This is a genomic window from Pseudarthrobacter oxydans (genome assembly GCF_030812335.1).
GTDB classification, from domain to species: Bacteria; Actinomycetota; Actinomycetes; order Actinomycetales; family Micrococcaceae; genus Arthrobacter; species Arthrobacter oxydans_B.
In genome coordinates this window covers 15,981-31,036 of sequence record NZ_JAUSSN010000017.1, presented here as the reverse complement: position 1 = coordinate 31,036, position 15,056 = coordinate 15,981, and the positions used below count along the sequence as shown (strand labels likewise).

The 15,056-nt window shown below is 64.4% G+C and carries 12 protein-coding genes; 2 read left to right on the top strand and 10 right to left on the bottom strand.

Annotated features, from left to right (window positions below):
- Positions 1–201: 201 nt before the first annotated feature.
- The 7 genes from J2W14_RS20370 to J2W14_RS20340 form a co-directional block, all read right to left on the bottom strand.
- Positions 202–606, bottom strand: coding sequence for a hypothetical protein (locus J2W14_RS20370; RefSeq protein ID WP_307465940.1), 405 nt, complete (start codon positions 604–606; stop codon positions 202–204).
- Complete coding sequence (locus J2W14_RS20365; protein WP_307465939.1) at positions 591–980, bottom strand: hypothetical protein; 390 nt, start codon at positions 978–980, stop codon at positions 591–593. Before J2W14_RS20365 ends, J2W14_RS20370 begins: the two co-directional genes overlap by 16 nt.
- A 218-nt stretch (positions 981–1,198) precedes the next feature.
- Positions 1,199–2,050 carry an AAA family ATPase gene (locus J2W14_RS20360; RefSeq protein ID WP_307465937.1) on the bottom strand — a complete coding sequence of 284 codons (852 nt, stop codon included), beginning with the start codon at positions 2,048–2,050 and terminating at the stop codon, positions 1,199–1,201.
- Between the two features lie 226 nt (positions 2,051–2,276).
- Entirely contained in the window at positions 2,277–3,506 is a 1,230-nt protein-coding gene (locus J2W14_RS20355; RefSeq protein WP_307465935.1) for a TIGR02679 family protein, read from the bottom strand.
- A complete protein-coding gene (locus J2W14_RS20350; protein WP_307465932.1) occupies positions 3,503–7,579 on the bottom strand; it encodes a TIGR02680 family protein in 4,077 nt (1,358 codons plus the stop codon). Before J2W14_RS20350 ends, J2W14_RS20355 begins: the two co-directional genes overlap by 4 nt.
- Positions 7,576–8,793 (bottom strand): TIGR02678 family protein, encoded by a 1,218-nt coding sequence (locus tag J2W14_RS20345; RefSeq protein WP_307465930.1) that lies wholly within the window; start codon positions 8,791–8,793, stop codon positions 7,576–7,578. The genes J2W14_RS20350 and J2W14_RS20345 overlap by 4 nt, the downstream gene beginning before the upstream one ends.
- Complete coding sequence (locus J2W14_RS20340) at positions 8,790–10,358, bottom strand: TIGR02677 family protein (protein ID WP_307465929.1); 1,569 nt, start codon at positions 10,356–10,358, stop codon at positions 8,790–8,792. The genes J2W14_RS20345 and J2W14_RS20340 overlap by 4 nt, the downstream gene beginning before the upstream one ends.
- A gap of 775 nt (positions 10,359–11,133) precedes the next feature.
- On the opposite strand from J2W14_RS20340, the gene J2W14_RS20335 reads away from it, so the two are divergent.
- Positions 11,134–11,682 (top strand): AMIN-like domain-containing (lipo)protein, encoded by a 549-nt coding sequence (locus tag J2W14_RS20335; protein WP_307465927.1) that lies wholly within the window; start codon positions 11,134–11,136, stop codon positions 11,680–11,682.
- A gap of 238 nt (positions 11,683–11,920) precedes the next feature.
- On the opposite strand, the gene J2W14_RS20330 is transcribed toward J2W14_RS20335, so the two are convergent.
- The 3 genes from J2W14_RS20330 to J2W14_RS20320 form a co-directional block, all read right to left on the bottom strand.
- Positions 11,921–13,075: an aminotransferase class V-fold PLP-dependent enzyme gene (locus J2W14_RS20330; protein WP_307465926.1), complete on the bottom strand. Its 1,155-nt coding sequence runs from the start codon at positions 13,073–13,075 to the stop codon at positions 11,921–11,923.
- A gap of 51 nt (positions 13,076–13,126) precedes the next feature.
- Positions 13,127–13,360, bottom strand: coding sequence for a hypothetical protein (locus J2W14_RS20325; RefSeq protein WP_307465924.1), 234 nt, complete (start codon positions 13,358–13,360; stop codon positions 13,127–13,129).
- A 685-nt stretch (positions 13,361–14,045) separates the two neighbouring features.
- On the bottom strand, positions 14,046–14,324 hold the full coding sequence (locus tag J2W14_RS20320; RefSeq protein WP_307465922.1) for a hypothetical protein: 279 nt from the start codon (positions 14,322–14,324) through the stop codon (positions 14,046–14,048).
- Between the two features lie 19 nt (positions 14,325–14,343).
- Between J2W14_RS20320 and J2W14_RS20315 the strand changes: the two genes are divergently transcribed.
- The gene (locus J2W14_RS20315; RefSeq protein WP_307465920.1) at positions 14,344–14,808 is read left to right on the top strand and encodes a hypothetical protein; all 465 of its coding nucleotides are present in this window, start codon (positions 14,344–14,346) and stop codon (positions 14,806–14,808) included.
- Positions 14,809–15,056: the final 248 nt, after the last annotated feature.

Below are 15,056 nucleotides of genomic sequence, written 5' to 3'. Positions count from 1 at the left end.
GGCAAATGGAAGTCTTTTTGCGGCGTTGGCGCCGGGTGCGGCCCGGAAGGGATCCTCTATCGGGACGAGTGCACATCGCCGCCTCGAACGTCGGGGCCCGAGCAGGCATCCTGACTACGGGTTGGCAGTCACCAATTTAAGCAGCACTTGAGGGAGCTGCTGACTTTCGTCGGGTGTGAAGATAGTTCAGACGGGTCTAAGTCAGCTTGCGACGCGGTCGTCAGAACCCGCGGCACTTTCGGTGGGAACAGAGAGCCGGATGAGGTTGGCGATCTGTTGCAGGGTCGAACCGCCAGCGAGGAGACTTCGCACCTCGTCTTCGTAGCGACTGTCCGAGATCGCATACCGTAGCCCGATCACTCGCTCGTCGAAGCGGGTGAGCCTGCATTCCTTAATCGTCCATTTCCCTTTATCTGTGAACGAAGCGTATGTGAGATGGTCACGCAGGATGTGATCGGACCACTCATCAAAGTGCGGGTGGACGACAAGGAATGCATCAGACGTCGATGGATATCCGAGTGCCGAAGGATCTACGAGAGTTTCTTTGTCGCGCTTAATTCCGTTGCATTCTTTGCAAGCGACTCCGAGGTTCACCTGCGTGAACAAGAACTCCGGGCGCCGCTTCTGCGACACGACGTGTTCGACGTCCCAATCGAGCCCGTGAGTTGACGGGTCTGGGATACCGCAGTAGCAACAAAGATGCTGTTGCTCCTTGTGTAGTACGCCTTGATCTCCAAGCGGACGGGGGTCACCTCTTCATCACTCCAGTACTTCGAGGCCTTGTCTGGCTCGGCGTCGTACCGCGCCACGAGTGCGAAGATGTTTCGCAGTACACTATTGGGTTCACACGACACGCCCTTATCCACGAGTTGAGTTCGGATGCGGACAAGGCTGTCGATGAGTTCGCCAGCCGGATCGTCCGAGGGCAGTTCCGGTCGGGCTGTTTGCAGTGCGGCCATTTCTTCGTCGTACTTGGCCATGGCGAGCTCGCCGTCCTCGGCACCCCGCAACGCCGCTACAAGGAGGTCTCGGAGGTGCAGACTATTTTTCGTTACGACCCCAAAGGTGCTGAAAAGCACTTCATCGACCGACCGACCAGACTAGGGTTCGCTCGAAGCTGCGGCGGGCCTTTCAAGATTGACAATATTTGTCAGACCATGGCCCGCGCCAGCCACGAGTGTTGGAGAGTGCGTCGCGATTATGAAATGGCAGCCTCGAAAGCTGAGAATGCTCCCGTCAGTCGACCAAGGTACTCAGACTGCCATTGAGGATGGAGGCTGATCTCAGGCTCGTCGATGAGGATCAGGCTGCCATCCTCGATCGATGAAGCGATGCCGAGTAGCGTGACGACCAAGGACAATTCGCCGGAGCTGGCGTCGGTGATCTCAACGCGGCGACGTGAAGTTTCTCGCCACAAAGTCACCTCCGACATTTGGATGATTCCTGCGCGCGTGAGCTGCCTCGCCATTCTTAGCTGGTCTTCGCCCCCGGGGTTCGGCCTCCTAAAATCGGCCACCAATCGCACTTCGCGACCATCGCTGAACCCCCGTAACAAGTCAACAGATGCTGCGAGTTCCCGCGCGACCCGCGCGTCCCCAAAGAAGTATTTCGGGATAGCGTCTCGGACCAGACCTATCCCTCGACTTTTCGCATCCTCAAGATACCGCTCGACCGCACGCGTCGAATCGATCCCGGTTTCCCTCGCGAGGTCCCTTCCGCGATGCGTCCAGGTGTAGGTGACCTCCACGGTCGGGCTGTAGCCGAGATATCGGAAGACCTCAGAGACGCGTTGGCGACGGGATTGCTTCTCATCTCTGACGTCGAACAGTTGCTCTAGTGCCCTGTAGATGCCTGCGCGTGCGGACACGCGCCCTCTCGCATCTCGCAAACCCAGATATCGATAGCTCGACTGGGTTAAGTTGGGATCAAGCAATCGAGCCTCTCGAGGCAGGTGGAACTTGTCGAAAGCGCTTGCCGTCGCGGCGACCACGGCGCCCGGGCGCGGCAACTCCTCCGCCTCCACCGACCTTCCATCGATGAACGCAACCACTTTTCCTCCAGAAAATGAGCACGCCCTACCAACGGCAGCGCAGCCCGCCGCGCCCAGCGACAACAACTCACATTACGGAACCCCGGCCCATCCGGCCCCGGCGCGTCCACGCCCCTGGACCGCTGCCTCAAATGAGGTCCCACGATGTACTGGCCTTTAGGCAGCCCTTTGATTACGTCATCGGGCAATAAGCTTCGCCGACTCTTGCGCTGGATGTCGACCTAAATTACCGACTCGCAGCTAGACCGTCGAGAATCAGTGCAAGCACCGTCTCCTCGTGCAACGCACGACCGTGGCTTCGCATAGCTGCCCCCAGCTCGTGATCCCACACGGGTTCGACTTGGTTGCCGGCAAGGGCAGGTCCATCTGATCGCACTTCCTGCAGGTAGTCATCGCAGGTCATCTGCCACGGGCGAGCGCTGAACCTTGTGATCACTCGGTTGGCGATGGCGATCCCAGGCCAATCGAAGTCGCCGTGGTAGTACAGGTCGGCTCCCGCACCCGAGAGGTTTCCGAGTACCTGGCCCACGATCAGGTTCGGCTCGCCAGCTGTACAGACCGCTGCCCATCCGTCCACCCTCCGCTCGGCCAGACCCTCGACAACTCGTGGGTTCTCACAGACGAGAATCCGCGTTCCGGCGGCCACCGCGAAGGAGCCTACCCTCCTGAGGTCCCACTCCGTCACGTGCACCGGATCACCCGCGTCGGCCGCGTCGCTCAGTCGGCGCGCGGTGGGTTCACCAGTGCCGACGCGAAGCCCCCAGACGAGACAGGTCCGTGAGAGCAGGTCCGGCTCAACGCCATGTTTTGCCCACAGGTCCTCTCGTTCGCGGGCCCCGTCCGGGATAGGGACACCCGCAGTAGCTGCCAAACCACGCATAACGACCTGGTGTAGCAGTCGGTCACGGTCGAGTGCGTGTGCGTCGCCGAGGAGTCTCGCGCCGAGCTCCACCCTCGACTGCGCGAGCGGCGCTCCTTCCGTGTCGGTCAGCTCGCCGAGCACCGTCGCAGCCTCTCGAATCGTCTGCTCCGAGTCTCCTCGATTGGTGAGCAGCCCTGTGCGCCGGAGGCCAGCAATCCACTGCGATGACCAGGGCGCCGTCACCAGCTCGGCGGCGAGTTGGAGCGGGCGTTCGCGTGACTCGTCTCTCGCAGCGCGAACGGCAGGCCGGTCCTCGGGCGGTGTACCGTACAACGCCGCGAGTACGGCTTCCAGCCCTCCCACACCGGAGCGTTCGTTCAATCTCGTGTCGAGCACCGCGAGGTCTACCCGAACGGCGTCACTTGTGATCGTTCGACCCAGCAACGCCCCGATGGCATGACGCTCGTCGCGGGTCGCCGGTCGCACGAGCACCTTCCCGCGAACATTGAGTCCAGCCTGCTCAAAGCGTGTCCGGATGAGATCCCACGCTGATCTCAGCACAGGATCGGCAATCCACCCCGGCAGCACGGTCATCCGAGTGCTTGGAGGGTTCGGCCGTCCCAGCGATACTCATACTGTGCGATCCCGCGCTGGCTCGGGTCACGCAGCGCTTCGTAGATGGCCAGCGCCGGCACGGTCTGGTAGTCCCCCCACAACCGCTCACTGGTAATCACGAAGTCAAGGTCGAGCTGGACCAGCAACCCGAAGAGTAGCGGGTGCGTGCGCGCGTCGATCTTCGGAAAGGCGTCATCGAGCAGCACCAGCCGCGGCGCGTGCGGAGCAGCACCGGCAAGCGACGTGAAGTGGGCAGCGGCGGCGGCGAAGAGCGGCAGATAGCAGAGCACTTTCTGCTCACCCTGGGACAGCGCCGACCGCCGGTGGAGCCGCTCCCAGTGGCCGGGCTTCTCCGGGCGGTTATAGCGGATGGTGAACTCCGACCAGGTGCGATAGTCCAGTGCTGCGGCGAGATGCTCCCCGTACGACAGCTCCGGTCGCTCCGCCCGCGACGCCTCAATGAGGCGGTGGAGTACGTCACGGAGCTTTGCCCGCTCCTCCGGGATCAGCGCGCCTACAGGCTGTGTGAGCAGCCCGACGGCGGCACGCGCCTCCACGGGGACGTCATCCCGCAGCTTCCAGTCCAGCTTGACCCGGATGCCTTGGGACGTGGCGACGTTGCCCAGCTGGTCGTTCATGGCGACCACGAGCTCGTCGGCGTCGCGACGGCACTTTCGGATCGCATCGCCGAGCTCGCCCAGGATGTGCTGTTCGAACTGTTGCTTCTCCCGATCCGTGAGCAGGCCGCGGTCGCGCTCGACCGACGCGCCCACGCGCTGAGCCAATACCACGACCGGCGCCTCGCCTACGTCGTCGCGACCGGTGACGGCGAGCAGGGCGCCGAACTCAGACACGACCGGCTGGTGGTCGGCGGCCGGGCCACTGGCAGCCTCGTTATGAGCTCGCCATACGCGAGTGAATGCCGTGCTAACATCCTCCTGACTTAATCCGACCAGCGCATCGGCGGCTGCAGCGACCGGCCGTGGCACCGGTTCACCCGACGGGTGCCCTTTGAGCCCGGACACCACCGCAGCATCCTCCCGCGTCGCCCCGGCAGCCTCGAACATTGCCGGGACCGATCCGACGGCGACCAGGTTTGCGAATACGGTAGAGCGCGCATCGAGGTGCTCGATCAGACGCTCCCTTGCGTTTCGCGCATCGGCTGCGGCTTCGCCGTAGGCCTTGATGAGCGCCTCGACCTTCTTCGTTGCATTCTCCTCAGTCGCCTCATGGGCCTGCCGGGACTTTCGCACGCCGCGGATCTTGCGCTCCAACTCCTGGACTGAGTCGCCGACGGAGGCCCGCAACGTCTCCAGAGCCGCCCGCGACGCGCTTGCATTGCGTGAGGCCGCCAATTCTGCCCTTTGCTCCTCCGCCAGGGCAGCCTTGGCAATTTCAACCTCGCCGAGGGCTTCTCTCCACAGCGCCAGGCCGCCGCGGATGGACCTATCCTGGCGCACCGCCTCTTGTAGCTCCGCGTCGAGACCCCGCAGCTCCTGCTCGACGGCTTCGAGGCCAGCTCCGTCGGCGGGCAGTTCCTGCTCGGCTGCACGGCGCTCCAGCGTCTCGTGGGCATGGGCCGCGGCCGTTCGCGCCGCGTGTGCAGAAGCCTGAGCGGAGCGGTTCTCACGTTCCTCGCGCTCCCCGACCTCGCGGCGTTCCTCCAGGCGGGTCCACGCTCTCAGTAGGGCTTGCCCGGGCGGAACGGCCGCCACCCAATGCTCGAGCTCAGCTATGGCGGTGGAGAAGCCGGCGTGGCCTTTTGCCGCCGCATCCCGCACTGTCCTCTGCTCGGCGATCAAAGCATCGAGGATAGCGAGGCGCCGCGCCCGCTCCTGAGCCCTCGCGGTGGCTCCGATGAACTGGGCCCGCTGTTTGGCGGCGCGGCCGTGGGTGGGCCCCAGCCGCCATGCACCGTCGGGCCTCATCCAGACGAAGGCATCAGGGTCGCTACCGGTGCCGATCACGGCCAGCACCTGCCCTACGTCGTCGGCAGTCAAGTCACACGCGACCGGGAGGTCCGGGACCAACATCCCCGCGAGTGTGTCGCCAGCGGGGCTAATCGATGCTGTCGCGGAGAGGACCATGTCAAAGCGCCCCGGATTGAGCAGCAGCCCGCCGGGACGCACCCAAGCGTCGAGGAGTCCGGAGGCCTGAAGGGCGGCTTCCAGCCCTGCGCGGGCGTCGGCGTCAAGCCCTGATTCAAAGTCGATGACCTGCCACAGCGCGCAGCCATCGATGCGCTCGGTGCGGGCCAGGATGGGCGGTGGCGGAGCCGGGTCGCGCTCGGCCTTAGCCCTAGCCCGTTCCTCCGTCAGTCGCTTGATTTCGGCCTCAGCGCTGTCTCGGCGAGCAGCGGCCTTGCCCTGATCTTCATGCAACGTCTCCAGCAGCGGTGCCGCGCTGGCCTTGGCCAACGGGGCAAGGCCGAGCACGGACTCCTCGGTCAGCTCTTCGAGCTGGACGATATCAGGCGCGGGCGGCGTTTTGATCCAAGCAGCCAGCGCGGTGGTGAGCGCCTCGGCTTCGGCCCCCGCGCTGAGCTCGGCTTTGACCCGGGCCTCGCGTGCGTCTTCCCAGCGGACCTCAGAGGTGGCGGCCTCGCGCTCCGCCTGGCGCTGCGAGGCCAGCGCGATGTCCGCGTCCGCGAGGGCACCGCGGACGACCCCTACACCTGCCGTGCGTCGGCTCACGGAGGAGCGTGCGTGCTGCACCGACCCGAGGCCCTGGTCCAAGGCAGCTCTGAGCACATCGAACTGCTCGATTCGGTCGAGAACCACACCGTCGAGTACGGCCGGCACTGGCACGCTGGAACCGGGGACGGTCTCGCGTTGGCGCCGATCCAGTTCCCGGAGTCTTGCACCGTGATCCCGCAGCTCTTTCTGGGCATCATTGCCGCGGCTCCGAAGCGCGTTGGAGCGTCGCTTGACCTCATCGGTCTGGCGGGTGAGGCGGTGCAGCGCCTGCTCGGCAAATTCCGCGTCCCGGGCGGAAACTTCCTCCAGTTCGCCCAGCCGGACCTGGTTGCGAAACTCGGGGCTTGCCTCGAGTGTTCGGAGCCGCGCGGCATCGTCTTGAATCCCTCTGCGGGCCGCTTCCCGCACGCCTTCAGCACCGGCCTGCTGGACGCTGACTGCTTCCATACCTTTCTGGGTGCGCCGGACCTCGTTGCGCAATCGGCGCTCGGCCTGCAATACCTCCACGACGTCGCGGGCCCGCTCGGCCACTACGGCCCGGGCATAGCTGGCATAGGCGCCGGCAAGTAGACCAAGCGCCTCAGCGGCGGCCGCCCGTCGCTCGATTTGCTCGCCGAAGGCGGTGAGTTCATCGAAAGTCTCACCGGCGGCGCGGACGGCCTGCTCGTCGAGTTGCGGCAGTGCCTGCGAGAGCTGTTGGGCCAGCTTCGCCGGCTCGATGTCCTCGCCGACCTGGGGCTGACGCAGCCAGTAGAGCAACCTTAGTACCTCGTCGTACTGCGCGGAGTCGAGACCGAACAGGGTGCGTCCGACATACTCCTTGTAGGCGGCCGCTTTCTCGAAGACCTGTCCGTCGCTGCCGAGGATCTCCTCGAGCCGCGGCCGGGAGAGAGGACCGCCGTCGTCCTCGAGGGTGAGATCGTGACCGATCCGGCGGCTGGTGGCGAAGTGCCAAGCAGTGGCAGTCCGTGCCGACGCTGTCGCGCGTATGCCGACACCGCAGGTGAACACCTCCTCTGTACCTTCGGCGGCCGTCCGCAGGAATTCCACCCAGATGTAACCCACCCGCGCCTGGCCCTCATAGCCGTCGGTCATCAACCACAGCAGGCTGGTGTGATGCTTGGCCGAAGCGGTAATGCGCGCCTTATCGCCGTCGAGTGCGAAGGGCAGCAGCATCTCCAGAGTCTTGGATTTGCCTGCACCGTTGGCGCCGCGCAACAGGAGCCGGCCGTCGGCGAAGCCGAACTCCTGATCGTCGTACTGCCATACGTTGAGGATCCCGGCGCGGTTAAGCCTGAACCGCTGGGAGCCCCACGGCGACGTTGTGTGAGTCGGCTGGGATAAGGCGATGGTCATGGGTTGTCCTCCTCAAACAGGGAGCGCTCGCCGGACGGCCCTTCCGCCCTGAGTAGCTCTGGTCGTGGTGCATAGCGAGCGGCGGCAGCGTGCACGAACAGCCCGCCCTCGTCGCGGCGGACCAAGCCAGCTGCAGTGGGCACGGCAAGGGCCTCGTCATAGACAGAGTCGGGGTCATCCCGGTGTGCCTTGCGCAGTCCCCGCTGCCAGGCGGCAAAGACCCGGTCGCCAGCCTGCCGTGCGGTCGAGGCAGCCACGCGCGCCCACGTCATGCCGTACAGTTCCGAGCCGTTGTCCCAGCGCAGCACGTCGACTAGCTCGTCGAGCAGAAGGAGAGCGAAATGCTTGGCCGAGCCCAATCCTGGAAAGCCGAAATCACTGAATTCTCCGCCTGGGTCAATCGCGACGGCACCCTCGGCTCGCAGCTCCAGGTCGAGGCCGAGATAGCGGCGGTACCACTCGCGCTCCCGCTCACGGTTGCGCCGCCACCAGCCGAGCTGTTCCTCGGTCAGGTCTTCGATTGAGAGCACCGGCTGTTCGGTCAGACGCCGCCGGATCGCGACCCGGGCACCACCGGCGGACGAGGGCACCGCCGCCACAGCGAGCAGCTCCTCAGGGCGTTCGCAGCCCCCGAGTGGAGCCGCGACGAGTACGGCGAGCCGGTCGCGGTGGACGTCGAGGAGTGACTCGGTACGACGTTCGGCCCAGTGCTCCAGATCGCCGTCGCGTTCACTCAGCACGCCGAGTTCGACGAGCGCAATAAGGGCCGAGTGGAGCGCACGGCGCTCATGGATGCTGTCGAGATCGACGTCAATGCCTGCGTCGGCTGCTGCCGAACGAACAGCAGCGACCAACTCGTCGACCATCATCTGGTGGCGAGACTGAGTGAGCGCGGCAAGGGTAAGTGCGAGCATTGCGTAACGGCGCGGTGTGAATATTGCGTCGTTGCGGCGCCGCAGGCCTCGACTCGCGTCTGGTCCCAGTCCGCTCTTGTAGAGCCTTGCGAGTCCTGGCTCCACGACCAAGCGGTAGCCCAGGCTGTCGGCGAAGAGACGTATCAACTCGTCCTGGTGACGACGAACCAGGACAAGTTCGTCGGGGTGAGCGTCTGCATGGAGCAACGGTGTGCGCAGCATCGACCGTGCAGCGTTGCGGACGTCTGCCTCGGCTAACAGGTCCGTAGCGGCAGCAGCTCGCTCGAAATCATGGCTCATGCTTCGGCCCGCCGCTCGGCCATTGCGGCGCTCGGCCGCTCTGCACTGGTTGTGGTGAGGTCGATAGCCAGGTCGCGGAGGATTAGCGCGCCCGATGGACTCTTGATGCTTACCGAAGTCCCGGGCGCCGCGCGCAGCTCAAGGCGAAGTACGGCGTCATCGACGCGTGCCTCACTCCAGGTCGGGGTCTCAGTCGACAGCGGGCGGCTGTGGCGACTAAGCGCCTGGGCATAGAGATCCAGGAGAGCGGCACGTGCGTCGTCGCTGAGCCGGGCCTCTCGCAGCGGCCCGGCATGGGAGGCAAGCTCGCGGATGGCCTCGGTATTGCGGCGCTGCTCCAGCTCACGCTCAGCCAGTCGTGCCTGCTTGGCGACGGAGTAGTCGACTCGGGCACCGGCCCTGCCGCCTGTCTTACGTTCACCATGGGTCCGAAGCCCGATCGGAACTTCGGCGACCGGGGCCATCCACCAACTCTGCGTCGCTGGCACCGGGTCACCGTCGGGGTCTGCCGCGAACGAGAGGTGCCGGGCCGAATATAGACCGAAAGCCGCCGCCCAGATTTCATGGGCCCGGTCGTCGTCAGCAGAGTCAAACCATCGAGCAAGGCGAATTAGATCGGCGTACCGGCTCTGCTGACGGTCGGCCCCAGCTGCGATCCGCCGCAGGTTGGTCAGCAGCGATCGCATCGCGTCGGTGGCAAGCCGTCTGACATTCTCGGCATCGGATCGGCGGCCCTGGGACCCGACGAACCAGGTATGCAGGCTCTCCCAGTCACCTGCCTCGAGTCCGGTGGCGCGTCGGGCCTGAACGCCATCGAGTCCCACCAGCCGCGCATCAGCGTTGGCTCGTGCACAGAGAGCCGGGACCAATGTCTCAAGGTGGCCCAGCCGGTCGCCGACCTGGGGCATGTGTCGCGAGATCTCGTCGACGAAGCGTTGGAGATAGTCGATCAGTGCTCCCTTGAACATCACGAACTCATCGCGGCCGAGGTCGAAGCGAGTCAGCACCTGGGTCAGGTAGGAGTAAAACTGGCGGGTGGATGAGACCAGCACCTCGAACTGGGCGAACAGGGTGGTGATGCGCCTGGCCACGTCGCGGGGATCAACGGCCTCGAGCCTATGGGACGCAAGCCGCGCAAGCTCCTCGATGCCGGCGAGAATTCCGGGAAGCATCTCGCTGGAGACCTCCCGAACCCTATCGGTGTGGGCGAGGAGCTCCTCCACTTGGCGATGAACCAGCTCCCCACGCGGTGTCAATTGATAGCGCGCGCGGTTGGAGAGGTAGTCCCGAACGCTGCGCGCTTCGGTCTCGCGCGGGCTCCGGGCAAGGTTGCCGTGTTCCACCAAGTACGAGAGCCGCAGGTCGACCGTATCCCGGTCGAGGACGAGTCCCAGCTCGGCGAGACGCTCGGTCACGTCGTCCGCGGACTGGTCGGACAAGAAGCCACTCATTCCACTCGTGAAGAGGCGCATGATAGCCAGGTAAGTCGCCGCATCCTCGTTGACGGCGTAGCGCAAGGCGCCTAGCGTCTGGCGCTGTCGCGGATCTACTGATTCACCGGTCATGCGAGCACCGTACCAACGAGGTCTGACATTTTCTGGCGCGCATTCGAGCAGAGGCGTTGGCCGCCCGCCGCAAGTCCAGCGTCGGTTCGTATTGGCTTAATCGCCTCGGGATATTGGGGTAGTTGGAAGCCATTTGCGGGACCGATGGTCGAAAAAACCCCGGGTCCGGCTCGTTTGATTGGTAGTTGCACTCGGCCAGCAAGTATGACCGAACCGCCGCCAGCGAAGTCGTCGGCGGGATTCCTTCCATCGTGCCCATCGGTTTACCACCTCTCTGTGGTGCGGGGTCAGTGGAGAGAGCTAAGCACAGATCCGAAGAAAATCCAAGGGGCATCCTTGACTATTGTCCAAACTTAGGATATAAGACACAACCTTCAGCACCCCTAAACCCAACCTTCATTTGAAGGCTCGCATGCGACCACGCCGGTGGGTCGCCCGAGGTTTCGGGTACCCACCCGCAGAGGGCCTTCCACGACCTGGGCGGTCTCGCCCTCACCGTGACGGCATCACCACTCATTGCAGGATTGACCGTCGCTGGCCGATGCAGCTGCGCAAAATCGGCGATTGCGCCTCGCGGATAATAGATCCCGGCCAGCGCAATTCAACAAGGGTCCGGTTAATAAGGCCGACAAATAGGCCCGGGATTTACTGGCGCGTGACCCGGATGCGGTGTTCGTTACGGTTCCGCCCCGAAGCGGCAACAGCCCTCGTTTTGAGGGCTTGGCTTCCTTAATCTTGAGCTATCCACCGCACCACCTCTCTGAATGGCACCCTCATGAAAAAACTCCTACTCTGGCTCATCGCGCTCCTCGCGGCCGTTGGGCTGGGCATCCTGGCGCCGGGGCCCGCGTCGGCAGCCACTTCGTATTGCGGTCTCGAATGGGGATCTCAGGATAAGGCCGCGCCCGAGATGAGCTCAGCATCCGTTACCAACGTACGGACGGGGCAGCAGTACTGCTTCGACCGGATGGTGGTTGACCTCAATGGCCCCGTCAAGGGCTACACGGTGGGGTACGTCCCGGAGATCATCCAGGACGGCTCCGGCTTCACGATCCCGGTGTACGGCAAGGCACGCCTGCAGGTCACCGTGAATGCACCCTCCTATGACAGCGTTGGCAACGTCACCTACAACCCGGCCGCAAAGGCTGAGCTGTCCAACGTGGCCAGCTACCAGACCTTCCGGCAACTGGTTTACGCCGGAAGCTTCGAGGGTTCCACCAGCATCGGCCTGGGCGTTCGCGCCCGACTGCCCTTCCGGGTCTTCACCCTCGAGGGGCCAGGGTCCGGTTCCCGGCTGATAGTGGACGTTGCCCACTTCTGGTGACGGAATCCAGAAGGTGCCGCACGCCCCTGATCCGGCGTGCGGCACCTTTTCTGTCCGGCCCGGCTGTCCAGGGGCTATTGACCACCACTCACCACGCAAAGTCGTTGCCTCCGCGGACTCTCCTGAGAACAGGCTCGCTGAAGCCGACCCTAACTAGGTGCAGGGGTGGGCCAGACTTGGTCAAAGGTGGAGCGAAAAACTATATCCCAGGCATACCGCTGCCGCCCAGTTGGCCGTCTTAGCTGGCCCTCCGTAGAGCGTCGACGGCCTCGATGGCCTGCCGGATATCAGCCATCCCGTTGTACAGGTGGGGCGAAATTCGCACCCGTTTGTCTCCGGTCCAGGCAAGCACACCTCGGGCTTCGAGGCCGCGGCGCCAGACGCCCTCGTCGTCGACCTCGAACGCGACGATACCCGCCCGTCTGGCGGAGTCGCCGGGGGTGAGCATCCGCATCCCCAGGCCGTCGAGCTCGGTCCACAAGACGTCGGTCAGTGCCCGCACATGGGCCTCAATTCGGGCCAGTCCGCTGGCGCGCAGGTAGTCGATGCCGGCTCCCAGCATCTGCACGCACAGCGCGGCGGGGTTTCCGAGCTCGAAGCGCCGCCCGTCCAGGACCGGAGTGACCGAGGTGTCCCGGATGTCCGCATCCACCCACACCGCAGAGGTCCAGCCGGATTCCCGCGGCTGCCAGCCAGGCTGTCGGGCAGAATTGCAGTAGGCGATTCCTGCGCCGTGCGTGCCCAGGGCCCACTTGTAACCGCACGCGACGGCGAAATCAGCCAGCGAAACGTCGAAACCCGCAACACCCAGGGCCTGGGAGACGTCCACGATCAGCACCGCGCCGCAGGAATCGGCAATCACGCGGTAGTCCTTCAAATCGATCAGCTCGCCGGTGTAGTAGGAGACCAGACTGGCCATGATGGCCCGGGTCGAACTGTCCACAGCGTCGCCGAACCTCTGGGGATCCATCAGGTGGTCCGAGCTCCGGACCAGACGGATTTCCATGGTGGTGCCGGTCCGCCACGGATACATGTCTGACGGGTATTCCCACTGCGGCATGACGACGTTGCCGCCGGAAACGTCGATGCTGCGCGCCACCATGTTCACGGCCTGCGCCACGTTTTGGGGGAATCCCAGCTCTTCCGGCTGGCAGCCAAGCAGGGCGGCCAGCGAGTCAGCAGTCCGCGTAACCTTGGCGTAGATGCGTTCCCGCCCGCCCATCCCCTTGGCCTTGTCGTTCATGAATTCGCTGAAGAGTGCCGCCTGGGAGGCGAGCATGGGCGTCTCACCCGCGGCCGCCAGGTGGCACAGCCCCGGCAGGCCGGCGAAATCGGCCGGGCTGACTAGCGGCGGCAACCTCGGGTCGGGATCACCGTGTATCCGTTGGGACATGCTGCCGCACCTCCTCCGGAGCGCCGGCGCCACACTGGCCACCGGTCCGGTTCAATGCTGGCCCAGCCTGGCCGCGGACACAAGTACTGACGGACACCGGGCTGGCGCCGCTCCCGCTGGCGTGTCAGGCGTCCGAACGTTTGGCGCGATTGACCCATACCATTGACGCAGCTCGTGGTCGGCCAGCTTGTCCACGAGCACAACGTTGTGGCTCCAGGTCAATTGTCCAGACGGCGTCTGGACAATTGGTTCCGGGCCGTTCCATGCCGCGGCGAGGGCGTGCATGTTGGTCCGGGAAAACCCCTCATATGCGGGAACTCTGCCCGCATATCGCGTGCGAGCCGGTCAAGGACTTTGCTCCTCCATGGCTCGTTCGCCTGCGGGTCCACTGCCCTGAAGTCGTCCCATTTGGGCTCGTACAGGCCGCGGCAGGGAAGGACTTCCGGCTTGGGAACACGCGCCACAGGTTTCGCCATCTCAAGAGCCGGCCGCGCGCGCAGGTCCGAGGGGTGAAGGTCAGGATGGGCGTCAAGATACCCGCGGCGCTGGTGTCATTCGGGGTTGGAGAACACGGGCGCCTGAGCAACGAATCTTGAAATGTCGAGGTCACCCGCAGCGGTTTCCTTTGCCGCATACGGGTCCGAGAAGAGCGCACGATGGGCCCGCGCAGCTTCGGGTTCTGATACGTGCGGCAGCGCTTGGCCGACGTCCGAACGCTCGTGGGTCGACCCTGACCCTGCGACCCGAGGAAAGATCCGTTATCGGCGTAGCGAAAGGGTCGAAGAACTGGGGATCGGCACTCCCTACGGCCCCTTGCAGCGTGGAGTGGGTCTTCCGGTAGCGGGCGCTACGGCACCTAGCGTCGTTATATGAAATCGCCAGATCGATCGTTATACCCCGCTACGATTCGGGGCCAATCGCCTCGGGAGCGGATCCCAAAGGCGCGGTCGGCTCCAGACTTAAGGGAGATTCATCGATCCTTGGAGGGTGACATGAGCAGATCAGCAACGTCCGGCGTCGCGGTTTCCGCGGCATTTCTCGTCGCCTTGCTGCTCGCGGGCTGCGGCCAGCCGGCAGCGCCCCCGCCGACCTCGACGACGACGGCTCCTGCCGAATCCAGCTCCAGCTCGACGCCGAGCCGGCCGGCGTCGTCGACCCCAACCCCCAGTCTTACCGCATCGGCAGTCTGGACTAAATACACCACGGCCGACGGCCAGTTAACCTTCGATTTGCCTATGGCCTGGAGCATTAGGGATCCCGCCGGGGACTTGCCTGAAGGTGGTGGCGCCTTCGCGGAAGTTACCAACCAGGCCGGGAAGCCGATGGCAACACTCCGGACCAACATGGCCGTGGGGTCCGCCTGCGTGGAGCGGTTCCCATATTCGGTATTGGAAACCCAGCCGATGGCCGCCCTGACCCAAGGCGGCTCCACACCGCGGTATGTCTTTGAAACCCGCGGAGACGTCACGGCGCCATATCCGACTATCAACACCGTAGCTGCGTACGGCATCGAGACAGCCACCGCACCCACAGGAGAAGTAGCGTGCCCCATCTTTCACTTCTTCACATGGCCGCCAACGTCCGCGAGCTTCGGCGCGGGCTATGACCCAGTGAACAATGAGACTCCCGGCGATCCGTCGCTGCCGTACCTCGAAAAGGCCAAGCTATACATGGGCACACTCGAGTACCTGGATATCAAACGGATGATCACCTCGTTGCGGCCGACATCGTAGGCAGCCAATGATGGCCGAAAACCGCGATACACCTGACCGGTTCAATAATCGGGACAACGGACCAGCCGCCGACCGACGCAAAACGCCGCGCACGCGAACGACATCGGTAAACGTTCGCAATGTCCGTTGAGGGTTCGTCGCATTTCACACCGAAACCGCCATTTCCAACGCAAAGTCACAGGCTGGTGGGGCCAAGGATGGCCGTCCTCCTGGGCCAAAAACGGTTGACATATTCAGTCCGTCGACGC

Bases quoted from the DNA above. Each gene is read 5' to 3' on its own strand.
- J2W14_RS20325 (WP_307465924.1), bottom strand. From the start codon at position 13,360: ATGCACGCCCTCGCCGCGGCATGGAACGGCCCGGAACCAATTGTCCAG.
- J2W14_RS20330 (WP_307465926.1), bottom strand. From the start codon at position 13,075: ATGTCCCAACGGATACACGGTGATCCCGACCCGAGGTTGCCGCCGCTA.
- J2W14_RS20365 (WP_307465939.1), bottom strand. From the start codon at position 980: ATGGCCAAGTACGACGAAGAAATGGCCGCACTGCAAACAGCCCGACCG.
- J2W14_RS20320 (WP_307465922.1), bottom strand. From the start codon at position 14,324: ATGCTCCAGGCCATAGGCAAATCGAAGGTTAACTGGCCGTCGGCCGTG.
- J2W14_RS20355 (WP_307465935.1), bottom strand. From the start codon at position 3,506: ATGACCGTGCTGCCGGGGTGGATTGCCGATCCTGTGCTGAGATCAGCG.
- J2W14_RS20335 (WP_307465927.1), top strand. From the start codon at position 11,134: ATGAAAAAACTCCTACTCTGGCTCATCGCGCTCCTCGCGGCCGTTGGG.
- J2W14_RS20340 (WP_307465929.1), bottom strand. From the start codon at position 10,358: ATGACCGGTGAATCAGTAGATCCGCGACAGCGCCAGACGCTAGGCGCC.
- J2W14_RS20345 (WP_307465930.1), bottom strand. From the start codon at position 8,793: ATGAGCCATGATTTCGAGCGAGCTGCTGCCGCTACGGACCTGTTAGCC.
- J2W14_RS20350 (WP_307465932.1), bottom strand. From the start codon at position 7,579: ATGACCATCGCCTTATCCCAGCCGACTCACACAACGTCGCCGTGGGGC.